Here is a 25,462-nt window from a genome sequence, read left to right on the forward strand (position 1 = left end):
AGCCTGCCCCGCACCTCCCCGCTCCGCACCCGCGAATACGCCGACGCGGCTATTCCAGGCGGGGGGCCTGGACCGGGGCGGGACAGATGCGCTGGCCCTCGTGGTCGAAGACGTACAGGTGGGCGAGGTCCACCAGCAGGGGCACGCGGTCACCGCGGCGGACGCGGATGTCGGGGCCGGTGCGGACCACGAGGTCGCCGGTCTGGGTCTCGGGCGCGCCCAGGGGGCGGTCCATCACCGTCACCGGAGCGCGGCCGGGCGCGTGGTTCGGCCGCGGCGGGACGCCGCCGTTGGAGCCGCCGTCCCGCGCCGGCACCGACGCCTGGATGCGCCGCGCGGCCTTCTGCGCGAGCTTGCCGAGGCTGGTGCCCGAGCCGTTCGCCGCGCGCCGGGTGCCCGAGCGGGACGGCGCCTGCGCGGGCCGCGGGGCCTCCAGCTCGGGGACGACGGCGGGCCGCGACCCGGTGTTGAGGTGCACCAGGGATTCGTGGCCCTGGTACTCCACGTGCTCGACGATCCCGCTCAGCACGACCTCGCCCGCGTGCGCCTGGCTCGGCTGCGCGATGCGTACGGCCTCCGAGCGCAGCCCGACGATGATGCGGCGCCCCTGCTGGATGCGGAGCATCTGGTGGTCGAGGCTGAGCGGTTCCGGCATGCCGAGCCGCTGGCGGCCGAAGTCGATCCACATGCCGCCGCCGAGCGGCGCCAGGACCGTCGCCTGGAGGAGATTGATCCGGGGCGTGCCGACGAAAGCGGCGACGAACACGTTCTCCGGCAGGTGATACGCCTCACGCGGCGTGCTGATCTGCTGGAGGACACCGCTGCGCATGATCGCGACGCGGTCGCCCAGCGACATGGCCTCGGCCTGGTCGTGCGTCACGTACACCGTCGTGACGCCCATGCCGTGGGTCAGCCGGGCGATCTCGGCGCGCAGGTGCGCGCGCAGCTTCGCGTCGAGGTTGGACAGCGGCTCGTCCATGAGGAAGACCGAGGGGTGCCGGGAGATCGCCCGGCCCATCGCGACCCGCTGCCGCTCGCCGCCGGAGAGCTGTCCGGGGTAGCGGTCCAGGATCTCCTCGATGCCGAGGATGCGGGCGGTCTCGTCGACCCGGGGCCCGTGCTCCTCACCGGGCATCTCGAAGCGCAGCGGGAAGCCGATGTTCTCCCGGCTGGTCATGCTGGGGTACAGCGCGAAGTTCTGGAACACCATCGCCATCCGGCGGTCGCCGGGTGCGAGGTCGTTGGAGTACTCCCCGTCGAGCAGCAGCTCGCCGGTGGTGATGTCCTCCAGACCCGCGATCATGCGCAGGACCGTGGACTTGCCGCAGCCGGACGGGCCGAGCAGCACCAGGAACTCTCCGGGTGCGATGTCGAGCGAGAACCGGTCCACAGCAGGCGACGGCTGCTTCGGGTAGTACTTGGAAACTTCGTGCAGTGCGATGGCGCGAGTCATAACGGGAGCCGCCAGGTGGTCGGACGCGGTGACGGGGCACGTGGGGGGAGAGATGCCAGACTTGCGAAACTTAGGGTGGTGCGTGGATGACGCTGCGGAGAAGGTAGTGCACCAACCGCAGGTTGCGGAACGTTTGTATCAACACTGGATTGATAGTTTTGGTCCGTGACGACCATCGCGCTCGGCCCGAGCTGGCTCGACCCGGACCATCTGATCAACACGTACGGCCTGTGGGGCGTACTGCTGATCGTGTTCGCCGAGTCCGGGCTCCTCATCGGCTTCTTCCTGCCCGGAGACTCACTGCTGTTCACGACCGGTCTGCTGGTGGCGACCGGCACGCTGCACCAGCCGCTCGCGCTGGTGGCCGCGCTGATCGCGGTGGCGGCGGTGCTCGGCGAACAGGCGGGATATCTGTTCGGCCGCAAGGTCGGACCCTCGCTGTTCCGCAGGCCCGACTCACGCTTGTTCAAGATGGAGAATATCGAGAAGGCACATGCCTTTTTCGAGCGCCACGGACCCAAGGCGATCGTGATGGCCTGCTTCGTGCCCATCGTACGAACGTTCACCCCAATCGTCGCAGGCGTCAGCCGAATGAACTACCGCACCTTTGTCACCTTCAACCTCATCGGCGCGACACTGTGGGGTGCGGGTGTCACCGTACTCGGATACTGGCTCGGCCAGATCGAATTCGTGCACAAGAACATCGAAGCGATGCTCGTCCTGGTCGTGCTGCTCTCGGTGGTGCCGATCGGCATCGAATACCTGCGGTCGCGCGGCAAGGCGAAAAAGGAGGCCGTGATTCCGGGGGCGGGCGCCGGTGCGGGCCCGGCGGCGGGTGGCCCCGAGCCGGTTCCCGCCGCGCCGCGCACCCCCGGCCGGCACCGCGCGCAAAAGCGCTGACCTGCGGGAACCGACGCCGTAACGGGGGAACGGGGGCGTCGGCGGGATTCCCGTGATTCACAGGATTCACAGAAACGCGGATTGCGGAAAGGAGAGCACGACCGGTGTCCGACGACGGAAAACCTGAGTCGGACGAGGTCCGCTCCGAATTCACACCCCCCACAGGCACCACATTCCCCCCGGTCGTCACGGGCAGCGCATTCGCCCCGCCCGGCGGAACGGCGGGAACAGCGGGAACAGCGGGAACGCCCGGAGCAACAGGAGCACCGGGAACAGCCGGAGCTTCCGGAACAACGGGTACGACGGGCCCGACAAGCCTCACCAGCACCACCGGGAGCATTCCGATGGTCGTCCTGCCGCCCACCGACGCGCGGTGGCAGGACCGGATGCGGGCCATGGTCCGCATCCCCGTCACCGAGCGCCCCGCACCCGAGACCCCCGCGGACCGCCAGGAAACCGCGCACCTGGTCCCCGTACCGCGCGTCCTCGACCTGACCCTGCGCATCGGCGAACTGCTGCTCGCGGGCGGCGAGGGCGCCGAGGACGTCGAGGCGGCGATGCTCGGCGTCAGCTACGCGTACGGACTGGCCCGCGTCGAGCCGAACGTCACCTTCACGCTGCTGGGCATCTCCTTCCAGCCCTCGCTCACCGACCCGCCGCTGACCATGAGCCGCACGGTGCGCCGCCGCGGCACCGACTACACCCGGCTCGCCGCGGTCTTCCAGCTCGTCGAGGAGATCACCGCGCACGAGGCGACGCTGGAGGACGCGTACCGCCGGCTCGCCGAGATCCGCCGCAACCGGCACCCGTACAGCTCCTGGGCGCTCACCGGCGCCGCCGGGCTGCTCGCGGGCGCGGCCAGCGTCCTGGTCGGCGGCGGCCCGGTCATCTTCGCCGCCGCCGCGCTGGCCGCGATGCTCGGCGACCGGCTCGCGTGGCTGCTCGCCGGGCGCGGGCTGCCGGAGTTCTACCAGTTCGCGGCGGCGGCGATGCCCGCCGCCGCGATGGGCGTCCTCATCGACCGGTACGCGCACTGGATCCCCGGCGCCAACGGCGTCCAGGCGTCGGCGGTGATCACCGGCGGGCTCTTCGCGCTGCTGCCGGGCCGCGCGCTGGTCGCCGCCGTCCAGGACGGCCTCACCGGCTTCTACATCACCGCCTCCGCCCGGCTGCTGGAGGTGATGTACCTCGTCGTCGGCATCGTCATCGGCGTCACCGTCATCCTCTACGCGGGCTTCACCACCCTCGGTGCCGACCTCAACCCCGACCAGGCGCTGCGCGCGTACGACCACCCGTGGGTGCAGCTGCTGGCCGCGATGGTGCTGACTCTCGCCTTCGCGGTGCTGCTCCAGTGCGAGCGCGGCGTCCTGCCGCTGGTCACCCTCAACGGCGGCATCGCCTGGACGGTCTACGGCGTCCTGCACCAGCAGGCGGGCGGCAACCAGGTCGCGGCCACCGCCGCCGCGGCCGGACTCGTCGGCCTCTTCGGCCAGTTGATGGCCCGCTACCGGTACGTGTCCGTGCTGCCGTACGTCACCGCCGCCATCGGCCCGCTGCTGCCCGGATCCGCCACGTACTTCGGGCTGCTCGCCCTCACCAACAACCACTCCGACCAGGCGTTCACCCTGCTCACCCGGGCCGCCGCCCTCGCCCTGGCCATCGCCATCGGCGTCAACCTCGGCGGCGAGCTGGCCCGCCTGGTCCTCAAGCCGCCGGGCCCCGCCGCCCCGCGCGGCGCGGCCAAACGCACCCGCGGCTTCTGACCCCGCTCGGGCACGAAAACGCCGGGCGGCCGACACGTCGCTGATGACGTGTCGGCCGCCCGGCGTTCAGGTGCGGCGGGGCTTCAGTGGCCCGGGCCCTGCTCCTTCAGACGGCGGAAGGACTCCTCGATCTCCGTCTCGGCCTCGGTGCGGCCGACCCAGTTGGCGCCCTCGACGGACTTGCCGGGCTCGAGGTCCTTGTAGACCTCGAAGAAGTGCTGGATCTCCAGCCGGTCGAACTCGCTGACGTGGTGAATGTCACGCAGGTGCTCCACACGCGGGTCCGACGCGGGCACGCACAGCACCTTGTCGTCGCCGCCGGCCTCGTCCGTCATGCGGAACATGCCGATCGCCCGGCACGTGATGAGGCAGCCGGGGAAGGTCGGCTCGTCCAGGATGACCAGCGCGTCCAGCGGGTCGCCGTCCTGGCCGAGGGTGTTCTCGATGAAGCCGTAGTCGGCCGGGTAACTGGTCGAGGTGAAGAGCCTGCGGTCCAGGCGGATACGACCGGTCTCGTGGTCCACCTCGTACTTGTTCCGCGAACCCTTCGGGATCTCGATCGTGACGTCGAACTCCAAGGCCCTACTCCTCCATGATCAGCGCATACTGCGGGTGATTAAGTGTCTCCCACGCATGTGGGTGGTCGCGAAAGGGGCTGGTCGGGGGTGCCGCACGGCAAGACGTGGCAGGTCGTGGCGGGGTCGGCCGCGATAGGTCTGGCGGTGGCGGCCGGGGCGGTGGCCGCGGCAGGCCCGTGGGACGCAGGCCAGCGTACGGCCGAGCGCGAGCACGCGGCCGGCCGGGACCACGTCGTGGCCTCGGGACCGCGCACCGCCGTGCCCACGCCCCGGATCACCCCGCCTGCGCCCTCCGCGGCCCCCGTACTGGCCCCGGTACCCGCCGCCGCGCCCGGTACGGGCAAGGGCTCGTCCGCCGGTACGCCGCCGGACCCGGCCGCCCTCAAGTCCCTCCTCGACCCGCTGATGAACGCCGACGGGCTCGGCACCGTACGCACCGGGACCGTCATCGACGTGGCCACCGGGACCGTCGTGTACGACCACCGGGCCGGTACGCCGTCCACCCCCGCCTCCACCACCAAGCTCGCCACCGCGACGGCCGCGCTCGGCACGCTCGGGCCCGGCCGCCGCCTCACCACGACCGTGGTGGTCACCGCGGCCGGCCGGGTCGTCCTGGTCGGCGGCGGCGACCCGACCCTCGAACTCGGCGGGCTCGCCGACGACACCGCCGCCGCGCTCAAGGCGCGCGGCACCACGTCCGTACGGCTCGGCTACGACACGTCCCTGTTCAGCGGCACCGCGCTCCACCCCATCGGGCCCAACGAGAACCTCGCGCCGGTCACCGCGCTCATGGTCCGCGAGGGGCGGCTCGACCACAGTTCGAGCGGGCCCGCGCAACGCGCCGACGATCCGGCCGAGTCGGCCGCCGACGCCTTCGCGGACCTGCTGCGGGACCGGGGGATCAGGGTCAAGGGCGAGGCGGCGCCCGCCGGCGGGCACGGGGGTACGCGGCTGGCGGCCCATCAGTCCGCGCCGCTGTCGGAGCTGGTGGAGCGGATGCTGACCGACAGCGACAACGACGTGGCCGAGGCGCTGGCCCGGCATGTGGCCCGCGCGCTCGGGCGGCCCGCCAGTTTCGCCGGGGCGGCGAGCGCCATTCCCGACGCCCTGCGGCGGCTCGGGGTGCCGCTCGCCGGTGCCGCCTTCCACGACGGGAGCGGGCTCGACGGGGACGACGCGCTGTCGGCCACCACGCTGGCCCGGATTCTCGCGCTCGCGGCGAGTCCCGCGCATCCCGAGATGCGGTCGGTCTTGACCGGGCTGCCGGTCGCCGGTTTCACCGGCACGCTCGCCGACCGCTTCCGGGGCGGCGGGGGCGCCGGGGTGGTCCACGCCAAGACCGGGACGCTCACCGGGACCAACACGATCGCCGGCACCGCCGTGTCCCCCGCGGGGCGCCTCCTCGCCTTCGCGTTCCTCACCCACGGCACGGATTCGCCTGGCGGCGCGCAGAAAGCCCTCGACCACCTGGCCGCCGCCCTCACCACCCACCCCTAGCCCGCACCCCCGATGTCCTCAATCGCCGGACGGGCTCGAAGAAACGGGGTGGGGGCACTGGCCAGTGTCCTCAATCGCCGGACGGGCTGAAACATTGCTTCTGGCGCGCCCGCCAGGCCCTGGCTTCGTCCGCGAACGCCGGTCGGGCTCGATCGGTGTTTTTGGCGCGACCGCCAGGCGCTGGCTTTGGCCTTGAACGACGTCTCCGGCTGGGGTGCCCCCCCGGCAGGGGGAAGGGCGGGTGGGTGGGGGGAACAGCCCCGCCGGCGTTTGAGGCGGCGTTAGCCGGAGGGGCTGAAGCCGTATTTCGGGGGGCGGCCGGAGGGGGAACCTGTTGGTGGGGGAGCCCAAAGGGGGAGCGGCAACGTACCGTGAAGGCATGACGAGCATCGGTGGAAGCGAGATGGTCGACTGGAACCTCGCCGTGGCGACCGCGCAGCGGTTGACGCGGCCGGGGCCTGAGGTGAGCCGGGACGAGGCTCGGGCCATCGTGGCGGAGCTGCGGGCGCACGCGCAGGAGTCGGAGGCGCACGTCAGGGAGTTCACCCGGATGTACGGGGACGCGGAGGTGCCACCGCACGGCACCCCGGTGCTCATCGTGGACCGGGCGGGCTGGGTGAAGGCCAACGTGGCCGGGTTCCGGGAGGTGATGAAGCCCCTGCTCGGGAAGATGCAGGCGCGCCGCCCCGGCGGCCCCGGCGGAGTCGTGCTCGGCACGGTCGGCGGCAAGGTGACCGGCGTCGAGGTCGGCATGCTGCTGAGCTTCCTGTCCTCGCGGGTGCTCGGCCAGTACGAGACCTTCGCGCCGCCGAGCCGCGACATGCCCGCGGGACCGGTCAAGCCGGGCCCCGGCGAGTCCCGCGCCGGACGGCTGCTGCTGGTCGCGCCGAACATCGTGCACGTCGAGCGCGAGCTGGACGTCGACCCGCACGACTTCCGCCTGTGGGTGTGCCTGCACGAGGAGACGCACCGCACCCAGTTCTCCGCGGTGCCGTGGCTGCGCGACCACATCGAGGGCGAGATCCAGGCGTTCCTCGGCGAGACCGAACTGGACGCCTCGACGGTGATCGAGCGGGTCAGGGAGGCCGTGCAGTCCTTCACCGGCTCCGGCGGCGGCAAGGAAGAAGACGCCGACAAGGACCGCGCCGAGGACCGCAGCCTGGTCGATCTGGTGCAGACCCCCTCCCAGCGGGAGATCCTGGCCCGGCTGACCGCCGTGATGTCGCTGCTCGAAGGCCACGCGGACTTCGTGATGGACGGCGTGGGGCCCGAGGTCGTGGCGACCGTCGCCGAGATCCGGGAGAAGTTCAGCCAGCGCAGGGCCAGCGGCGCGGGCCGCCTGGACCAGGCGCTGCGCAAGCTCCTCGGCCTGGACGCCAAGCTCCGCCAGTACCGCGACGGCGAGCGCTTCGTCCGGGCGGTCGTCGACGAGGTCGGCATGGACGGCTTCAACCGGGTGTGGACCTCGCCCAACACGCTGCCCACCAAGGCGGAGATCGCCAAACCCGCCGAGTGGGTCGCGCGGGTGCACAGCCGTAGCGAATCGTGAGGGCGTAACCGCTCATGAAGGCCGTGTCCGCCCTCGGGTTCACCCGTCCGAGGGACCGTAGGCGCAGGGTAGCGCGTGCGATGCTCGGGTAAGCCCCGAGCTTCTGTCACCATCTGGATACCCTGCGTCACTTCGGCGCTTTCCTCATAGCCTCCTCAGGAGGGAAACCGGACATGGGACCCCACCCCACGGTCGCGGCGATACGCCTGGCGGTCCGCCGCGTCCTGCACGACGTCCTCACCGCGTCCACCGACCCGCACCCGTTGGTGCTCGCCGCGTGCAGCGGCGGAGCCGACTCCATGGCGCTGGCCGCCGCCCTCGCTTTCGAAGCACCCCGGCTCGGCGTGCGCGCCGGAGCCGTCACCGTCGACCACGGCCTCCAGGCGGGCTCCGCCGGCCGCGCCCAAGAGGTCGCCGGGCGGCTGCGCGGCCTCGGCCTCGACCCGGTCGACGCGATCGGCGTCACCGTCGGCCGCCAGGGCGGTCCCGAAGCCGCCGCCAGAGACGCCCGGTACGCGGCGCTCGACTCCGCCGCCGAATCGCACGGCGCCGCCGCCGTCCTGCTCGGCCACACACGTGACGACCAGGCAGAAACGGTGCTCCTGGGCCTCGCCCGCGGCTCCGGCACCCGCTCGCTGGCCGGAATGGCCGCGGTCTCCGGTACCGGCGGCCGGTACCGGCGGCCCTTCCTGCTGCTGGACCGCGACACCGTACGCAAGGGCTGTCTCGCCCAGGGCATCACCGTGTGGGAGGACCCGCACAACCACGACCCCGCGTACACCCGCTCCCGCGTCAGACACGAAGCCCTGCCCGTCCTGGAGAAGTCCCTCGGCAAAGGCGTCGTCGAGGCGCTGGCCCGCACCGCGCAGCTCTCCAGGGACGACGCCGACGCGCTGGACCAGTGGGCCGCGGACGCCGAGGCCGACGCGGCGGGCGACGACGGCAGCCTGGACGCGCTGCGGCTGCACGGCCTGCCCGCCGCCGTACGCCGCCGCGTCCTGCGCCGCGCCGCCATCGCCGCCGGCTCGCCCCCCGGCTTCCTCTTCGCCCGGCACATCGAGGAGGTCGACCGGCTGGTCACCGGCTGGCACGGACAGAAAGCCCTCAACCTGCCGGGCGGCGTCGCCGTTCTCAGGGCCAATGGCAGACTGGTGTTCTCGCCGTCGTAGAGCTGCCGTCGCCCAGCGACCCGGGAGCCGACTACTTGAGGGACATACCGCGCAGTGAACGAGAACGACATGGGCGCCGATCTTGAGAAAGTGCTCATCTCCAAGCCAGAGATCGACGCGAAGCTCAGCGAGCTCGCCGCGCAGATCGACCGGGACTACGCGGGCAAGGACCTGCTGATCGTCGGTGTCCTCAAGGGCGCCGTGATGGTGATGGCGGACCTCGCACGGGCGCTGTCGAGCAACGTGACGATGGACTGGATGGCGGTGTCCTCCTACGGCGCCGGCACCAAGTCCTCGGGTGTGGTGCGCATCCTCAAGGACCTGGACACCGACATCGCGGGCCGTGACGTCCTGATCGTCGAGGACATCATCGACTCCGGGCTGACGCTGTCCTGGCTGATCAGCAACCTGGGCTCGCGCGGCCCCGCCTCCCTGGAGGTCTGCACGCTGCTGCGCAAGCCCGAGGCGGCCAAGGTCCAGCTCGACGTGAAGTACACCGGGTTCGACATCCCCAACGAGTTCGTGGTCGGATACGGCCTGGACTATGCGGAGAAGTACCGCAATCTCCCGTTCGTGGGCACACTCGCCCCGCACGTATACGGTGGCTGACTCCCGTCGGCCCGCCGCCGGCGGTCCGGCGCGGCACAGTCATGACGTCGGCCACACCCCGTTCGGCCCCGGGAACCCCAGTCGGTTTCCCGCCGTTGGAGCAGGGGAAGGCGGGATTGTTAACGGTCGGCGGCAACCTCGGGAGACAATGCTGGGGTACCGTCCGAAGGTCGGGTCATACACCGGCATGCACGCGCGGCCAGCAGGCGGCGGTGCCTCACTGTGGCAGGAGGGACGGGGCGACTTCGCCCCGCATGGATGGACGTGAAGCGCTATTTCCGTGGGCCAGTCATGTGGATCGTGCTGGCTGTCCTCGCCGTGGTCGTGTTGATGCAGGTCGTCGGGTCCGGCGGCGGCTACAAGACGGTGGATACCGGCGAGGTTCTACATGCGATCGAATCAAACCAGGCCAAGTCCGCCGAGCTGACGACAGGCGACGACAACTCCATCAAGATCCAGCTCAGGGACGGATCCAAGGTCGAGGGCAGTTCCAAGGTCCGCGCCAGCTACATCGGCAACCAGGGCTCGGCCATCGCCGCGGAGCTGCAGAACATCGTCGACGGCAAGGTGAAGGGGACCACCCTTCCCGACGGTTACACCGTCTCGCCGTCGAAGCAGAACGCTTTCGTCGGCATTCTGCTGTCGCTGCTCCCGTTCGTCCTCATCGTTGTGGTCTTCCTGTTCCTGATGAACCAGATGCAGGGCGGCGGCTCGCGCGTCATGCAGTTCGGCAAGTCCAAGGCGAAGCTGATCACCAAGGACACGCCGAAGACGACGTTCTCCGACGTGGCCGGCTGCGACGAGGCGGTGGAGGAGCTCCAGGAGATCAAGGAATTCCTCCAGGAGCCCGCGAAGTTCCAGGCCGTCGGCGCCAAGATCCCCAAGGGCGTGCTGCTGTACGGCCGTCCGGGTACCGGCAAGACCCTGCTGGCCCGCGCTGTCGCGGGTGAGGCGGGCGTGCCGTTCTACTCGATCTCCGGCTCCGACTTCGTCGAGATGTTCGTGGGTGTCGGCGCCAGCCGCGTCCGCGACCTGTTCGAGCAGGCCAAGGCGAACGCCCCGGCCATCGTCTTCGTCGACGAGATCGACGCCGTCGGCCGGCACCGCGGTGCGGGTCTGGGCGGCGGTCACGACGAGCGCGAGCAGACCCTCAACCAGCTCCTGGTCGAGATGGACGGCTTCGACGTGAAGGGCGGCGTGATCCTCATCGCCGCCACGAACCGGCCCGACATCCTGGACCCGGCGCTGCTGCGTCCCGGCCGTTTCGACCGGCAGATCGCGGTCGACCCGCCGGACCTCCAGGGGCGCGTGGAGATCCTCAGCGTGCACCAGAAGGGCAAGCCGGTCGCACCGGACGTCGACCTCATGGCCGTCGCCCGCCGCACCCCCGGCTTCACCGGCGCCGACCTGAGCAATGTGCTCAACGAGGCGGCGCTGCTGACCGCGCGCAGCAACAAGAAGGTCATCGACAACGCCACGCTGGACGAGGCGATCGACCGCGTCGTGGCCGGTCCGCAGAAGCGCACCCGGATCATGTCGGACAAGGAGAAGAAGATCACCGCGTACCACGAGGGCGGACACGCCCTGGTCGCGGCGGCCTCGCCGAACTCCGACCCGGTCCACAAGGTGACGATCCTGTCCCGCGGCCGCGCGCTGGGCTACACGATGGTGCTGCCCGACGAGGACAAGTACTCCACGACGCGCAACGAGATGCTCGACCAGCTCGCCTACATGATGGGCGGCCGGGCGGCGGAGGAACTGGTCTTCCACGACCCGACCACCGGCGCGTCGAACGACATCGAGAAGGCCACCGCGACCGCCCGTGCCATGGTCACGCAGTACGGCATGACCGAGCGGCTGGGCGCGATCAAGTTCGGTTCCAGCGACTCGGAGCCGTTCCTCGGCCGTGAGATGGGTCACCAGCGCGACTACTCGGAAGAGGTCGCCGGGCTGGTGGACGAGGAAGTCAAGAAGCTCATCGAGACGGCGCACAACGAGGCGTGGGAGATCCTGGTCGAGAACCGGGACGTCCTGGACAACCTCGTTCTGAACCTGCTGGAGAAGGAGACCCTGAACAAGGAGCAGATCGCCGAGATCTTCGCTCCGATCGTCAGGCGTCCCCCGCGTCCGGCCTGGACGGGCTCCGCCCGTCGTACGCCGTCCACCCGCCCGCCGGTGCTCTCTCCCAAGGAGCTGGCACTGACCAACGGCTCGCAGCCGGCCAACGGCATCACGACGGGTTCGGTCAGCACGACCAAGCCCGTCGCGGAGCCGGTCGACCGTCCCGAGGACGGCACGCCGGAGAGCTGACCGGCGCGAGCCGGTCAGGCACGAGAACAGGCAGTCCGGGCCGGACCCGGAATGCAGGCAGTGGCCCCAGGGTTTTAACCTTGGGGCCATTGCCGTTTTTGGGCCAGCTTTCCCACTTCGCCGAACTTCGGAGGAACGAGGCATCATGACCGACCCCGTGACGATCGACGGCGAGGGTTCGATCGGCGAGTTCGACGAGAAGCGGGCCGAGGCCGCGGTGCGCGAGCTGCTGTACGCGGTCGGCGAGGACCCCGACCGGGAGGGCCTGCGGGAGACCCCGGCGCGGGTGGCGCGCGCGTACAAGGAGATATTCGCCGGGCTCTGGCAGACGCCGGAGGACGTGCTGACCACCACCTTCGACCTCGGGCACGACGAGATGGTGCTGGTGAAGGACATCGAGGTGATGTCGTCCTGCGAGCACCACCTGGTGCCGTTCGTCGGCGTCGCGCACGTCGGCTACATCCCGGCCGTCAGCGGCAAGATCACCGGCCTGTCCAAGCTGGCCCGGCTGGTCGACGTGTACGCCCGCCGCCCGCAGGTGCAGGAGCGGCTGACCACGCAGGTCGCCGACGCCCTGATGCGCATCCTGGAACCGCGCGGGGTGATCGTGGTCATCGAGTGCGAGCACATGTGCATGACGATGCGCGGGGTCCGCAAGCAGGGCGCGAAGACCATCACCTCCGCCGTACGCGGCCAGCTCCGCGACCCCGCGACCCGCGCGGAGGCGATGAGCCTGATCCTCGGGCGCGGCTGACCGGGCACGCGGCTGACCGGGCACGGGCTGCCTCCGGGCACGGGCCTGCTCGGGCACGTGCCTGGCGGCCCCGGTAGGCACGGTGCGGTACGGGGGCCGCCGTAGCCGTTACGTAGACGCGCCGTAGCTGTCACAGTTGCGTTGCCCGCGAAGGAACCCACAGACAGGGTTTCGCGTCCTACTGGGCGCCACTCACTCGCTCGTACTGGACCCTGGTGAAGCATGTCCGCTGACCGTGCCTGTGCCCCGCGTTCGCGCCGCTGGCGGCTGCGACCCTCCGCCGTCCCGGGGATCATCGGCAGCGCCGCCGCGGTCATCGGGCTGCTGGACGTGGTCTCCGCGGTCTTCCCGGCCTTCCGCAACGGCCGGATGCACCACATGGCCGCGGTCTTCCCCGGCACCGTCAGCTCGCTCGCCGCCGCCACCGCGGTCGTCACCGGCGTCCTGCTGCTGATGCTCGCGCACGCGCTCAAGCGCGGGAAGGTCCGCGCCTGGTGGGCGGCCGTCGTGCTGCTGCCGGTCGGCGCGGCCACCCAGCTCGTCTACCGGCACTCGATCTTCGGGGCCCTGGTCTCGCTCGGCCTGCTGTGGGTGCTGATCTCCTACCGCGACGAGTTCACCGCGCTGTCCGACCCGCGCACCCGCTGGCGGGCCCTGCTGAACTTCGTCGGCCTCAGCACCGTCGCCTTCTCCCTCGGCCTGGTCATCACCAGCGCCCACCCGTCCTCCGAGCGCGGCAACCCCGGCTTCCTCGACCGCTGCGAGCACGTCCTGCTCGGCCTGTTCGGCTTCGAGGGACCCGTCACGTACACCAGCGACCGGGTCAACGACCTGGTCGGCTACTCGCTGGGCGGCCTCGGCCTGCTCATCGCGATCTCCACCGCCTTCCTCGCGCTGCGCCCCGGACGCCCGGTCGCCGAGCTGAGCGAGGCCGACGAGGACCGGCTGCGCGCGCTGCTGGCCCGGCACGGCGCCCGCGACTCGCTCGGCCACTTCGCGCTGCGCCGCGACAAGTCCGTGGTCTTCTCGCCCAGCGGCAAGGCCGCCGTCTGCTACCGCGTGGTGTCCGGCGTCATGCTCGCCAGCGGCGACCCGATCGGCGACGTCGAGGCGTGGCCCGGCGCCATCGAGCAGTACATGGAGCTGGCCCGCGCGCACGCCTGGCTGCCCGCCGTCGTCGGGTGCAGCGAGACCGGCGGCGAGGTGTGGACCCGCGAGACCGGCCTGGACGCCCTGGAGCTGGGCGACGAGGCGATCGTCACCACCTCCGCCTTCACCCTCCAGGGCCGCGCCATGCGCAATGTCCGCCAGATGGTCAAGCGCATCGAGCGGTCCGGATACGTGTGCCGGGTACGCCGGGTGCGGGACCTCAGCGAGGACGAGAAGCACCGCGTACGGCTGGCCGCGGACGCCTGGCGCGGCACCGACACCGAGCGCGGCTTCTCCATGGCGCTCGGCCGCTTCGGCGAGGAGCTGGACGGGGACTGCGTGGTCGTCACCGCGCACAAGGACCGCGAGCCCGGCGCCCCGCACCCCGAACTGGGCGACCTGCGGGCCGTGCTGCACTTCGTGCCCTGGGGCGCGGACGGCATGTCCCTGGAGCTGATGCGCCGCGACCGGGCCGCCGACCCCGGCCTGAACGAACTGCTGATCGTCGCCGCGCTCCAGGAGGCGCCCGCCCTCGGCATCGCCCGCGTGTCGCTGAACTTCGCGATGTTCCGCTCCGCGCTGGCCCGCGGCGAGCGGATCGGCGCGGGCCCGGTGCTGCGCGGCTGGCGCGGTCTGCTGGTGTTCCTGTCCCGCTGGTTCCAGATCGAGTCGCTGTACAAGTTCAACGCGAAGTTCCAGCCCGAGTGGGTGCCGCGCTTCCTGGTCTTCCCCAACTCCCGTGACCTGCCCAGGATCGGCTTCGCCATCATGCAGGCCGAGGGCTTCGTCACGCTGTCCCTTCCGCTGCCCGACGCCGTCCAGCGTTTCCTGCCCGGGCGCGCCACCCGCCCCCCGCACCGGCACAAGCCCGGCTACGCGACGTCGGTGGACGCGACCGAGCGGAGTGCGGTGGCGTAGGGCGTAGCCCCTACGCTGGGCGCATGAGTACGTTGCTGGGCCGCGTCAGGCCCGTCGGACTGCCGGAGTGGGACCGCTGCGCGGTCATGGGCGTGGTGAACGTCACGCCCGACTCGTTCTCCGACGGCGGGCGGTGGTTCGACCCGGAGCTGGCCGTCAAGCACGGCCTCGATCTCGTGGCGCAGGGCGCCGACATGGTGGACGTGGGCGGCGAGTCCACCCGGCCCGGCGCCAAGCGGGTCGACGAGGCGGAGGAGTTGCGCCGGGTCGTGCCGGTGGTGCGGGAGCTGGCCGCGGCCGGGGTGCTGGTCAGCGTCGACACGATGCGCGGCTCGGTCGCCGAGCAGGCGGTCGCCGCGGGCGCCCGGCTGGTCAACGACGTGAGCGGCGGCCTCGCCGACCCCGCGATGGTCCCCGCGGTCGCCGCCGCCGGGGTGCCGTTCGTCGTCATGCACTGGCGCGGCCAGAGCATCGACATGAACAACCGGGCCGTCTACACCGACGTGCTCGGCGAGGTCGTCACCGAACTGCGCGCGGGCCTGGACCGGGCGGTGGCCGGCGGCATCGACCCCGGCCTGGTGATCCTCGACCCGGGCCTGGGCTTCGCGAAGACCGCGGACCACGACCTGACGCTGCTGGCCCACCTGAGCGCGCTGCGCGAACTGGGCCGTCCGCTGCTGGTCGCCGCCTCCCGCAAGCGGTTCCTCGGCCGCATCCTGGCCGGTGACAACGGCGAACCGCCGCCCGCCAGGGAACGCGACGCGGCCACCGCGGCCGTCACCGCCATCGCCGCCCGCGAGGGCGCCTGGGCGGTCCGCGTCCACGAGGTGCACGCCAGCGCCGACGCCGTCCGCGTCGCCCGCGCCATCGAGATCGGGGGGGTCCGCGCATGACGCCGCGCACCGCGGAGGCCCGCGCCGTCGAGCGGGCCAACCAGGCGTTCTACGACGCCGTGGAGACCTCGGACCTGGACGCGCTGGAGTCGGTGGTCCTGGACGGGCCGCTGGCCGAGTCGGTGGCCGTCGTGCACCCCGGCTGGCCGGTGCTGCGCGGACGCCGCGAGGTCATGCGGTCGTACGCGCTGATCATGGCCAACACGGACTACATCCAGTTCTTCCTGACCGACGTGGAGGTCGCCGTCGACGGCGACAGCGCGGTGGTCACCTGCACCGAGAACATCCTGACCGGCGGCCCCGCCGAGGAGGACGGCTCCGCGGGCTCGCTCGTCGGCGGCCTGGTGGTGGCCACCAACGTCTTCCGCCGCACCGCCGACGGCTGGCGGATGTGGGTCCACCACGGCTCGCCGGTGCTGGCCGAGGACGACGACGAGGACGACGAGGACGGCGAGGGCCCCGGCGGATCCGGCGGTCCCGGCGACGATCTGCTGGACGACGAGGGCTTCGACGGGACGGCGGGAGCGTGACCGCGGGCCGCCCGTGACCGGCTCTGTCGGTGACCGACGGTAGATTCGGAGCAGACGACGGGGCGGACCGCCCCGTCCGCCGTCGGCCGGGACACCCCGGACGGCGGCCGTCCGACCGACCGGCGGGAGAGAGTTCGTGGATCGTGTCACGCTGCGGGGCCTGAAGGCCCTGGGCCACCACGGTGTGTTCGAGCACGAGCGCGAGGACGGCCAGGTCTTCGTCGTGGACCTCGTGCTGGGCCTCGACACGGCCCCCGCGGCGGCCGATGACGACCTCACCAGAACCGTGCATTACGGTGTGGTCGCCGAAGAGGTCACGGCCGTCGTCTCCGGCGAACCGGTCGACCTCATCGAAACCCTCGCCCAGCGCATCGCCGACACGTGCCTGGCGCACGACGTCGTGCAAGAGGTCGAGGTGACCGTGCACAAACCGGACGCGCCGATCACCGTGCCCTTCGACGACGTGACCGTGACCATCACCCGGAGGCGCCCGTGAACTCCCCCCGTCGGGAGCACGCCCACAAGCCCGCGTTCGACCCGACCGTGCAGCCCGTACCGGCCTCCGTGGTCGCGCAGGTCGACGCGGCGGACTTCACCCTGAACAACCCCAAGACCGCGGTGATCGCCCTCGGCGGCAACCTCGGCAACCGGCTGGAGACCCTGCAAGGCGCGGTCGACGCGCTGGAGGACACCCCCGGCGTCCGGGTCAAGGCCGTCTCGCACGTGTACGAGACCGAGCCCTGGGGCGTCCCCGAGGGCTCCCAGGCCACGTACTTCAACGCGGTGGCGCTGGTGCGCACCACGCTGCCGCCCGAGTCGCTGCTGGAGCGCGCCCAGGCCATCGAGGAGGCGTTCCTGCGGGTGCGCACCGAGCGCTGGGGGCCGCGCACCATCGACGTCGACATCATCGCGTACCAGGACGTGGCCTCCGACGACCCGGCGCTGACACTTCCGCACCCGCGCGCCCACGAGCGTGCCTTCGTGCTCGTGCCGTGGTACGACGTGGACCCGGCGGCCGAACTGCCGGGGCACGGCCCGGTCGCGGAACTGATCGGGGCGGTCGGCTCCGCGGGGGTGCGACGGCGCACGGACGTGGAACTCCGGCTGCCCGAATAATCGTTGGGACCTGCGTACCGCGTATCCGCCACGGGCGGGCGCGGGCGGACGAGCGCACACAGGCGCGCGGACGGCGCACTGCACAGAAAGTGGAGGCGGGCACTCGGTGAGGACGCTGCGGATCAGGACGCTGGCGGGGCTCTTCGCGGTGGCGGGCGTGCTCTCATGGGCCGCCGCGCGGCTGTGGGACCACGTCGGGACGCTGCCGGGCGTGCCGGTCGCCGCGCCGATCGTGCTCGCGCTGATCGCCGTCGCGCTCCTGGCCACCGCGCTGTCGCTGCGCGCCCGGCTCAAGGCGCAGCGCGAACGGCACCCGGGCGCCAAGGGCGTCGACCCGCTGGCCGCCGCCCGCGCGGTCGTCTTCGGCCAGGCCAGCGCCCTCGTCGCGGCCCTCGTCGTCGGCATGTACGCGGGCACCGGGCTCTACCTGGTGATGTACGACCTCGACATGGACCCGCGCCGCCAGCAGGCCATCTACGCGGGCCTGGCCGTCGTCGCCGGGATCGCGGTGATCGCCGCCGCGATCTTCCTGGAGCGGGTCTGCCGCCTCCCCGAGGACGACGACACGGTGCCGCACGGCACGACCCCGCACCGCCGCTGACCCGCGCCCGAGGTGCCCGCGTCCCGGCCGCACCTCCCGCCCCCGGGTACGTATCCCGCATCCTGAGACGTATCCGACACCCGTGGGCCCCGCCGTTGCGGGGCCGACGCCACCACTCGGACGTCCGGCTTGACCGGCGGGCGGGTGGCGTGGTTCAGTCCGCTACGTGAGCGAACCCGGATGGCATCTGCACCGGAAGGTCCACCTGGACCTCGTCCGGTACGCGGGCTGCATCTGTACGACCGCGCGCTGACGCGCGCCTCCGACGTCCTTCGTTCATCTTTCGCGTCGTAGCCGCAGCCCCGGCCTGATTTTCGTACGAACCCGGCACGCTTCATTCTCAAGGGATCTCTCGTACGCACGCCCCCGCTGCCCGCCGACGCGGCGTATCCCCGGGTGGTGTCCCTTGAATTCCGCTGCTCCCTCGTCCGAACCCGCCGCCGCTTCCGCCTCCGCCGTGTCCACTGTCTCCACCGCGCCCTCGACCGCTCCCGCCGCGCCCACCGCCGCCGATCTCCTCGACTTCGCCCGCAAGGTGGCCGCCGACCCCGCCGTCGTCGGCGATCTGCCGCTCGACCCCGAAGGCCGCACCTGGGTACGGCTGGAGGGCCCCGGCGGCGCGGAGGCGTGGCTGATCGGCTGGCCGCCCGGCGCCGAGACCGGCTGGCACGACCACGGCGGCTCGTACGGCGTCTTCGTCACCGCCGCAGGTGAGCTGACCGAGCAGTCGCTGTCCGTGCCGCTGCCCTCCGAGGGCTGGCGCTCCCTGGAACTGGCCGAGGGCCTGGACCGCAGGCGCGTGCTGCCGGAAGGCGTCGGCCGCGCCTTCGGCCGCAACCACGTCCACCAGGTCACCAACAGCTCCCCGTCCTCGCACGCTGTCTCGGTGCACGCCTACTACCCGCCGCTGCCGCTGATCCGCCGCTACAGCCGCAAGGGCAGCACGCTGCGCCTGGAGCTGGTCGAGCGCCCGGAGGAGTGGTGACCGCGCTCGACGCGCGCCTGGCGGCCGTACGGGCCCGGCTGGACCGGCTGGGCCCCGAGGCCGCCGCCCGCGCCGCGGAACACGACGGCGCCCTGCTGGTCGACATCCGCTACGGCGCGCTGCGCGACCGCGACGGCACGATCCCCGGCGCCGTCATCGTCGAGCGCAACGAACTCGAATGGCGGCTGGACCCCGAGGGCACCCACCGCCTCCCGCAGGCGACGGGCCCCGGCCTGACCGTCGTGGTGATCTGCAACGAGGGGTACGCGTCCTCGCTCGCCGCCGCCTCCCTCCAGGACCTCGGACTGCGCGCGGCCACCGACCTGGACGGCGGTTTCCAGGCGTGGCGCGCGGCGGGCCTGCCGGTCACCGCGCCGGACGGCACTCCGACGGTCCCCACCGCGCACATCGCGGCACAGGCCGAAGGCGCTTTCTGATCCCGCTACCGATCGCGGTACTGATCGTGACTCTGATCGCGGTACTGATCCCGTCGCGGGGAAGCTCAAGATCAAATTCCCGGAGTGCGTCGGGGAATACCCCAACAACCCCTTCCGCGAACCGGAGTTGACGTCGGACCCAGGTCGCCGAACCTGGGTATCGGCGCCGCCGTAATCGCCCCCGTTGGGCCCGGCACCGGACACCGCGTCGGGCCCAACGGGGGCGGCCCCGGGGCCCGGTGGGGCGGCGCGGACGGGCCTCGGCGCCGCCGCGGCGGCACATGAGGACGGCATTGGCCGACGGCACATGGGGGGACACATCGTGCAGCGCCGAATGCCCTCCGTATTCGCCGGGCGAATCGCCGTGAGAATCCGCCCAGATATTCGGGACCCGCCTCCCCACGATCCCTTCACACACGCTAAATTTCTGGCCATGCCCCGTGGACGTCACCGCCATTCGCAGCCGCTGCACCGGATGCTGCCGCCGCTGACCGTCGTCGGCAGCGCCGCGGTCCTCGCCGCCGCCGCCCTGTTCTCCGGCGATACGGGCGTGATCCGGGTGCTCACCGTCGCCACCGCGCTGACCGCGTGCGCGGGCGCCGCCCTCGCCCGCACCTGGGACCGCTCCGCCGGCCGTACGGTCGCCGAACTCGAAGCGGCGCGCGTCCGCGAGGAGTGGCGGACCGACGAGCGGGCCGCCGAGTTGGAGACGGACCTGGAGGAGTCCCGCGAGATACGCGGGCGCCTGGAGAAGAAACTCCGGGCCAAGCGCGGGGAATTGGCCAGGCTCCGCACCGAGCACGCCGACCTGCTCCGCCGGTACGCCACCGCCGAGAGCGAGCGCGCCCAGGTGCTGGAGAGCCGCCGTCAGCTCCAACTGGACTCCGCCCCGCGGCACCTCGCCCTCACCGGCGGTGCCTCGCCGGTCGGCCCCGCCGCCTTCCTCAAGGCCGATCAGGCGCTGCGGGACCTCGGCCGCAACGCCGCCCGCCAGCAGGCCAGGCGCACCGTCGAGGACGCCCGCCGCCGCGACACCGCGGGCCCCGAGGACGAGCCGCAGGGCCGCCACGCGGCGGAGGCCGAGAGCCACACCCGCACCGCCGCGCCCGCCACGTCACCGGCCGGACTGCCGGTCCGCGAACACCGCCTCGTCCCGGCCGTCGCCGCCGCCGTCCTGCCCTACGCGCAGCCCCAGCGCTCGCCGGGCGCCCCCGGCGGCAACGGCAGCCGGGCCATCGGCGGCTTCGACTTCTTCGGCACGCAGAAGCCCGCGGGCGGTGCGGACCCGGAGGACGTCTCCGAGGTGGACGCGCTGGACGACGTGGCCGACCTGGACGACGTCGTGGGGGACGAGGCCGTCGCGGAACACGCCCAGGCCGTCGCGGAGTCGGGCCCCGAGGTCATCGACCTCACGGCCCACGACGAGACCGAACAGCTCGACATGTCGGAACTGCGCGCCCAGGCCTGACGGCGCGGGGGATTCACGCCAGCGGGCGCACGTCCAGCGCGGCCAGCCGCCCCGGCTCGGTGACGATGTCGACGGCCGTGATCCGCCCGTCCGCCGCCGAGACCGCGAAGGTCAGGACCCGCGCGTCCGCGGTGTCCAGGTCCACCGCCGCCGCCACGAGCCCGTCGACCAGCACCAGCCGCGCCGTGGAGGCCATCGCGGCGTAACTGACCGCGCCGCGCGCGACGTTGGCCGCGCCCCGGCGGGTGGAGGTGACGCCGGGCCGCCCGGGGACGTCGGAGCGGACGGTGACCTCGGGGTCCAGGACCGCCAGGAGCGCGTCGAAGTCCCCGTCGCGCGCCGCGGCGAGGAACGCCTCGACGGCCGCGCGCCGCAGCGCCGGGTCGGGGTCGGAGACCTCGGTGCCGCCCTGGACGCGGCGCCGGGCGCGGCTGGCGAGCTGGCGGGCGGCGGCGGGGGTGCGCTCCACGATGGGCGCGATGTCGTCGAAGGGCACGGCGAACATGTCGTGCAGCACGAAGGCGAGCCGTTCGGCCGGGTCCAGGGTCTCCAGGACGACGAGCAGGGCGAGCCCCACCGAGTCGGCCAGCAGGGCCTGCTGCTCGGGCCCCGGCGCGGGCAGCGTCACCGCGCCCACGTACCCGTACTCGTATCCGTCCGGCGCGGTGATCGGCTCCTCGCGGCGGGTGCGGCGCGAGCGCAGCATGTCCAGGCAGATCCGGCCGACCACCGTGGTCAGCCAGCCGCCGAGGTTGCGGACCTCGGCGGCGTCGGTGCGGTTCAGCCGCAGCCACGCCTCCTGGACGGCGTCGTCCGCCTCGTCGGCCGAGCCGAGCATCCGGTAGGCCACGGCCCGCAGATGGGCGCGGTTCGCCTCGAACCGCGCCGCCAGCAGCTCTCTGTCGTCCTTGCCGTCGTCCCTGCCGTCTTCCAGGCCGTCGTGCCCACCGTCGTCCAAGCCGTCGTCCATGGGTGCGTCCATCGGTCGGTCCTCCGTCACATGTCGTCACTCTCCTGACGGACCAGTGACCCCGAATGTGACGCGCGGACCGCCCGGCGGCGCTACTTGTCGACGTCGCCGACCACGAAGAACATCGACCCGAGGATCGCGACCATGTCCGACACCAGCGTGCCCGGCAGCAGCACCGCCAGCGCCTGGATGTTGTTGTACGACGCGGAGCGCAGCTTCAGCCGGTACGGCGTCTTCTCGCCCTTCGACACCAGGTAGTAGCCGTTGATGCCGAGCGGATTCTCGGTCCACGCGTAGGTGTGCCCCTCGGGGGCCTTGAGCACCTTCGGCAGCCGCTGGTTGATCGGCCCCGGCGGCAGCTCCGCCAGCCGGTCCAGGCACGCGTCCGCGAGGTCCAGCGCGTTGTGCGTCTGCTCCAGCAGCACCTCGAAGCGCGCCAGGCAGTCGCCCTCGGTCCTGGTGACCACCCTCAGGGTGTCGCCCAGCTCCCCGTACGCCAGATACGGCTCGTCGCGCCGCAGGTCGAAGTCGACGCCGGAGCCGCGCGCGATCGGCCCGCTGACGCCGTACGCGTGCACGGCCTCGCGGGACAGGACGCCGACACCGCGGGTCCTGCCGCGGAAGATCTCGTTGCCGAGCACCAGGTCGTCGAAGCGGCCCATCCGCGACCGCACCCCGGCGACCGCCTGGCGCACCCGCCCCTGCCAGCCGTTGGGCAGGTCCTCCTTCAGGCCGCCGACCCGGTTGAACATGTAGTGCATCCGGCCGCCGGAGACCTCCTCCATCACGTGCTGGAGGTTCTCCCGCTCGGAGAAGGCGTAGAAGATCGGCGTGATCCCGCCCAGCTCCAGCGGGTACGAGCCCAGGAACATCAGGTGGTTCAGCACCCGGTTCAGCTCCGCGAGCAGCGTCCGCGTCCACACCGCGCGCTCCGGCACCTCCATGCCGAGCATCCGCTCGACCGACAGCACCACACCCAGCTCGTTCGCGAACGCCGACAGCCAGTCGTGCCGGTTCGCCAGCATCACGATCTGCCGGTAGTCCCGCGCCTCGAACAGCTTCTCCGCGCCCCGGTGCATGTATCCGACGATCGGCTCCGCGCTGCGGATCCGCTCCCCGTCCAGCACCAGCCGCAAGCGCAGCACCCCATGCGTGGACGGGTGCTGCGGCCCGATGTTCAGCACCATGTCGGTGCCCTCGGCCGCCCCGCCGACTCCGATCGTGGTCTCCGTCATGCCGCCATCCTCTCAGGCCCGCCTCCACACTTGGGTGGGCTCCCCGCACGACCACCCCGGGGGCGTAGCGAGCTCCTGCTCAGCTTTCAGACCGCGCGCTTCGGGAGCGGTCTCACCTCGCCGTCCTCGAACATCTCGCCCAACCCACGTGCGAAATTTTCCCAGGTCACAGCGGGACGAGGCTCCACCCAACTGAACGGAGACTCGTGTACGCCCACGGCCCAAGCGAAGTGGTAGAGGCCTGTCTCCTGCATGCGTTCGCACATGATGGCCGCCCGTTCCAGGTATCCGACGCCGTCGAATATCGGGTCCGTTTCCCCGGCTGCCACGTTCTGAGTACGACGCGGGGCCAGACTGTCGGGAGTCACTCCCATCACGAAAACATATGCCCGGCGCATCGTTGCCGGGAGTAGGCCCCTGATCTCGGCTTGGCGGAGGTCCTCCGCGACACCGAATACTTCGTCGGCGCGGTTGTTGAGGTTCTTGCCCTCACTGCCCTTCATGGACTTGTACTCCACCGCGAGCACAGGGTTTCCGTCCTGGAGAGCGAGAAGGTCCCAAGACTTAGTGGCTCGATAGAAGCCTGGCAGCGTGGCATCCCGGCCTGTGAGGAACTTCAACCCCCGCGCACCGGTGGCTGTGAGCTCCTCTCGGACGAGACGGTCCACCGCGTCAAGATGGCGGCCTCCTGTAACCGCTGAACGGCTGCCCTCCTGAGCCTTCCCTGCCGCGGTCGACTGTGTTGCTTGCTGAAAACGGACATCGATCCAATTCCGCAAGGCAAAATCGACCCGTTTGCGCGCACTGTGCCTCATGCGTTCTCCTGCTGGATGAGTCTGCCCGTCTCAGGGCCGAGATCTGGAAAGTCACCGGGGTCGCGTCACTCCGGAAGCGCTCTCATCCCGTATGCCTTCAGCGCGGCTGTGGACGCACGCACACGGTCTCGCTCCCGGAACGCGGCTTTGAGTTCTGTCAGCACGTCCTCAGGGATGCTCGCCAGCTCCGGTACTCGGACCCGCCTCAGGTACTGGGCCTGGAAGCGCATGGTCTTGCCCCGCATTTTTACGCAGTACGCCGAGACCTGGCGCTCTACCGCCTCACTCAGGAGAAGGCCCCCCAGCGCCTCCAGATCCCACTCCTCGGACACGAGGTAGTAAAGGTTGTGATGTGGATAGAACCCGGCCGGAGCCAGCACAGGATGGATGTACGCCTTCATGTCCTGCAGAAGGAGCATTGGCTGTTCGGTAAGCCCCATAGAGACACGATCGATTGTGCGATACCAGTTGGGACCACTCCGACGTGCGATCGACCGCCCCAGCAACGTGGCAGCGTGGTTGGTCAGATACCGGCTCATGCGCGGCCAGTGGGCGATATCGACGAGCCCTTCCTCGTCCCATGGGTTGACCAAGTAGTGGCCGCTCCAGGCAAACGAACCCGATTTGGTGTCGGTGACCATGGACAACGGAAGCATGCGTTCCTTCTCTGCGACGTCCGGGTCCTTGGTCACGAAGACGGCGTCGGCACCGGTGGCCACGCCGATGCTGATCCGCGTACCAGTTCGCTCATCCTGCAATGGCGCGCAGTGCTCGGCGAGATACTCCAACCAGGCGAGGACGGCGGGCGAGCCCTCGGGCCAGGATTCGCTGGTCGAGTGCCAAGCCGGGATACGGCTGGCTGTGACGCCGACACCTCGCAGGCTCTCGCCGGTACCGTGTGCCCAGTCCGCGAACTCGGCGGCACCGTCAGCTCCGAAGGACTGCACGGCGTCGCCGAGGACGGCCGGTCCCTGGGCGCCGCGACGGAGTACGGCGATCGCCGGATAGGCGCTCACTTCATCGAGAAACACCTGTGTGTCATGCATGACGAGCGAAGCGTCCATGGCGAACGGACCGGAGACGATCTTCTCTCGCAACCGTCTCCCGTACTGATTACGCATCCAACGGTCCGCGCAGATGAAACCCAACTTGCCACCTGGCTTGAGCAAGTCGAGACCTCGCTCGAAGAATCCGATGTACACGTCGGCTCGCCCTCCCATCGTCGGGCAGGCGCTCCGGTATGCGGCCAGCAGCCGCGCGTCGAGGTCCTCGATCCGGATGTACGGCGGATTGCCCACGACGAGATCCGCTGTCTGCGCGTTGTGTTCCGCTAGGAGGAAGTCTCCCGACCGGACCCACCCGCTCGCCAACTCCCATGCGGACGCGGCGGGACAACCTGCCTTGACGAGGGCCTCGACTGCGGCTTCGCGGCAGTTGTGCACTTGATCGATCTGCAGGTCCCACCCCTGGAGGCACCCGGCGAGGTCTTGCCAGTCGAGATCCGGCGCATGCTTTTGCCGGGATTCCGTAAGTCGCTCCACCATGACGCCGAAGAACGCCCCGGAGCCGACTGCGGGTTCCACCGCGCATAGCCGGGTCAGGTCGTTCTCCACCTCATAACCGCACAGGTCCAGAATCAACTCGACTACCCAGCGTCGTGTGAACACCGCACCGAAATTGGCCGAAGGGGGTCTGACTGGGGTGAAGTCGGACGCTGAGAGACGCATGGAGGAAGACTAGTTGCACCGGCTGACAGCCGCCGG

General features: G+C 71.2%; 23 protein-coding genes. 17 read left to right on the plus strand and 6 right to left on the minus strand.

From position 1 onward, the window contains the following. Positions 1–49: 49 nt before the first annotated feature. On the minus strand, positions 50–1,453 hold the full coding sequence (locus ACIOC1_RS22450; protein WP_401856164.1) for an ABC transporter ATP-binding protein: 1,404 nt from the start codon (positions 1,451–1,453) through the stop codon (positions 50–52). A gap of 165 nt (positions 1,454–1,618) precedes the next feature. On the opposite strand from ACIOC1_RS22450, the gene ACIOC1_RS22455 reads away from it, so the two are divergent. Both ACIOC1_RS22455 and ACIOC1_RS22460 read left to right on the plus strand, forming a co-directional pair. Then, positions 1,619–2,353: a VTT domain-containing protein gene (locus ACIOC1_RS22455; RefSeq protein WP_355336416.1), complete on the plus strand. Its 735-nt coding sequence runs from the start codon at positions 1,619–1,621 to the stop codon at positions 2,351–2,353. 344 nt (positions 2,354–2,697) lie between these two features. After that, complete coding sequence (locus ACIOC1_RS22460; protein WP_391043026.1) at positions 2,698–4,116, plus strand: threonine/serine exporter family protein; 1,419 nt, start codon at positions 2,698–2,700, stop codon at positions 4,114–4,116. 83 nt (positions 4,117–4,199) lie between these two features. Here the strand turns inward: ACIOC1_RS22460 and ACIOC1_RS22465 are convergent, their stop codons facing one another. Further along, complete coding sequence (locus tag ACIOC1_RS22465) at positions 4,200–4,694, minus strand: inorganic diphosphatase (RefSeq protein WP_188283474.1); 495 nt, start codon at positions 4,692–4,694, stop codon at positions 4,200–4,202. 87 nt (positions 4,695–4,781) lie between these two features. Between ACIOC1_RS22465 and dacB the strand changes: the two genes are divergently transcribed. The 15 genes from dacB (at position 4,782) to ACIOC1_RS22540 (ending at position 20,679) form a co-directional block, all read left to right on the plus strand. After that, on the plus strand, positions 4,782–6,191 hold the full coding sequence (gene dacB, locus ACIOC1_RS22470) for a D-alanyl-D-alanine carboxypeptidase/D-alanyl-D-alanine-endopeptidase (RefSeq protein WP_401856165.1): 1,410 nt from the start codon (positions 4,782–4,784) through the stop codon (positions 6,189–6,191). A 379-nt stretch (positions 6,192–6,570) separates the two neighbouring features. Then, a complete protein-coding gene (locus ACIOC1_RS22475; protein ID WP_401856166.1) occupies positions 6,571–7,740 on the plus strand; it encodes a zinc-dependent metalloprotease in 1,170 nt (389 codons plus the stop codon). Positions 7,741–7,913: 173 nt separating this feature from the next. Then, positions 7,914–8,909, plus strand: a complete 996-nt coding sequence (tilS, locus tag ACIOC1_RS22480; protein WP_355337277.1) for a tRNA lysidine(34) synthetase TilS — start codon at positions 7,914–7,916, stop codon at positions 8,907–8,909. A gap of 54 nt (positions 8,910–8,963) precedes the next feature. Then, positions 8,964–9,518 (plus strand): hypoxanthine phosphoribosyltransferase, encoded by a 555-nt coding sequence (hpt, locus tag ACIOC1_RS22485; protein ID WP_355337280.1) that lies wholly within the window; start codon positions 8,964–8,966, stop codon positions 9,516–9,518. Between the two features lie 258 nt (positions 9,519–9,776). Continuing rightward, the gene (gene ftsH, locus ACIOC1_RS22490) at positions 9,777–11,828 is read left to right on the plus strand and encodes an ATP-dependent zinc metalloprotease FtsH (protein WP_355337283.1); all 2,052 of its coding nucleotides are present in this window, start codon (positions 9,777–9,779) and stop codon (positions 11,826–11,828) included. Between the two features lie 145 nt (positions 11,829–11,973). Further along, entirely contained in the window at positions 11,974–12,582 is a 609-nt protein-coding gene (gene folE, locus ACIOC1_RS22495) for a GTP cyclohydrolase I FolE (RefSeq protein ID WP_188283469.1), read from the plus strand. Positions 12,583–12,804: 222 nt separating this feature from the next. Further along, complete coding sequence (locus ACIOC1_RS22500; protein ID WP_391162505.1) at positions 12,805–14,649, plus strand: phosphatidylglycerol lysyltransferase domain-containing protein; 1,845 nt, start codon at positions 12,805–12,807, stop codon at positions 14,647–14,649. A 23-nt stretch (positions 14,650–14,672) separates the two neighbouring features. Further along, positions 14,673–15,542 carry a dihydropteroate synthase gene (gene folP, locus ACIOC1_RS22505; protein ID WP_391043034.1) on the plus strand — a complete coding sequence of 290 codons (870 nt, stop codon included), beginning with the start codon at positions 14,673–14,675 and terminating at the stop codon, positions 15,540–15,542. Next, positions 15,539–16,072 carry a nuclear transport factor 2 family protein gene (locus ACIOC1_RS22510; RefSeq protein ID WP_355337292.1) on the plus strand — a complete coding sequence of 178 codons (534 nt, stop codon included), beginning with the start codon at positions 15,539–15,541 and terminating at the stop codon, positions 16,070–16,072. Before folP ends, ACIOC1_RS22510 begins: the two co-directional genes overlap by 4 nt. A 136-nt stretch (positions 16,073–16,208) precedes the next feature. After that, complete coding sequence (gene folB, locus ACIOC1_RS22515; protein WP_355337295.1) at positions 16,209–16,568, plus strand: dihydroneopterin aldolase; 360 nt, start codon at positions 16,209–16,211, stop codon at positions 16,566–16,568. After that, complete coding sequence (gene folK / locus ACIOC1_RS22520; RefSeq protein ID WP_355337298.1) at positions 16,565–17,188, plus strand: 2-amino-4-hydroxy-6-hydroxymethyldihydropteridine diphosphokinase; 624 nt, start codon at positions 16,565–16,567, stop codon at positions 17,186–17,188. The genes folB and folK overlap by 4 nt, the downstream gene beginning before the upstream one ends. A 106-nt stretch (positions 17,189–17,294) precedes the next feature. Further along, positions 17,295–17,789, plus strand: a complete 495-nt coding sequence (locus ACIOC1_RS22525; protein ID WP_355337301.1) for a DUF3180 domain-containing protein — start codon at positions 17,295–17,297, stop codon at positions 17,787–17,789. Positions 17,790–18,246: 457 nt separating this feature from the next. Beyond that, entirely contained in the window at positions 18,247–18,774 is a 528-nt protein-coding gene (locus tag ACIOC1_RS22530; RefSeq protein ID WP_355337304.1) for a cysteine dioxygenase, read from the plus strand. After that, complete coding sequence (locus ACIOC1_RS22535) at positions 18,771–19,211, plus strand: rhodanese-like domain-containing protein (protein WP_391043039.1); 441 nt, start codon at positions 18,771–18,773, stop codon at positions 19,209–19,211. Before ACIOC1_RS22530 ends, ACIOC1_RS22535 begins: the two co-directional genes overlap by 4 nt. A 433-nt stretch (positions 19,212–19,644) precedes the next feature. Beyond that, complete coding sequence (locus tag ACIOC1_RS22540; protein WP_401856167.1) at positions 19,645–20,679, plus strand: hypothetical protein; 1,035 nt, start codon at positions 19,645–19,647, stop codon at positions 20,677–20,679. Between the two features lie 13 nt (positions 20,680–20,692). Here the strand turns inward: ACIOC1_RS22540 and ACIOC1_RS22545 are convergent, their stop codons facing one another. From ACIOC1_RS22545 to ACIOC1_RS22560, 4 genes are all read right to left on the minus strand, one after another. After that, on the minus strand, positions 20,693–21,661 hold the full coding sequence (locus tag ACIOC1_RS22545; RefSeq protein WP_401856168.1) for a sigma-70 family RNA polymerase sigma factor: 969 nt from the start codon (positions 21,659–21,661) through the stop codon (positions 20,693–20,695). 80 nt (positions 21,662–21,741) lie between these two features. Further along, a complete protein-coding gene (locus ACIOC1_RS22550; RefSeq protein ID WP_355337313.1) occupies positions 21,742–22,884 on the minus strand; it encodes an NADH-quinone oxidoreductase subunit D in 1,143 nt (380 codons plus the stop codon). A gap of 86 nt (positions 22,885–22,970) precedes the next feature. Continuing rightward, positions 22,971–23,699: a PaeR7I family type II restriction endonuclease gene (locus ACIOC1_RS22555; protein WP_391162502.1), complete on the minus strand. Its 729-nt coding sequence runs from the start codon at positions 23,697–23,699 to the stop codon at positions 22,971–22,973. Positions 23,700–23,764: 65 nt separating this feature from the next. Continuing rightward, positions 23,765–25,426 (minus strand): Eco57I restriction-modification methylase domain-containing protein, encoded by a 1,662-nt coding sequence (locus tag ACIOC1_RS22560; protein WP_401856169.1) that lies wholly within the window; start codon positions 25,424–25,426, stop codon positions 23,765–23,767. Between the last annotated feature and the right edge of the window lie 36 nt (positions 25,427–25,462).

The sequence above is a fragment of the Streptomyces sp. NPDC088197 genome, from assembly GCF_044741185.1.
Lineage (GTDB): Bacteria > Actinomycetota > Actinomycetes > Streptomycetales > Streptomycetaceae > Actinacidiphila.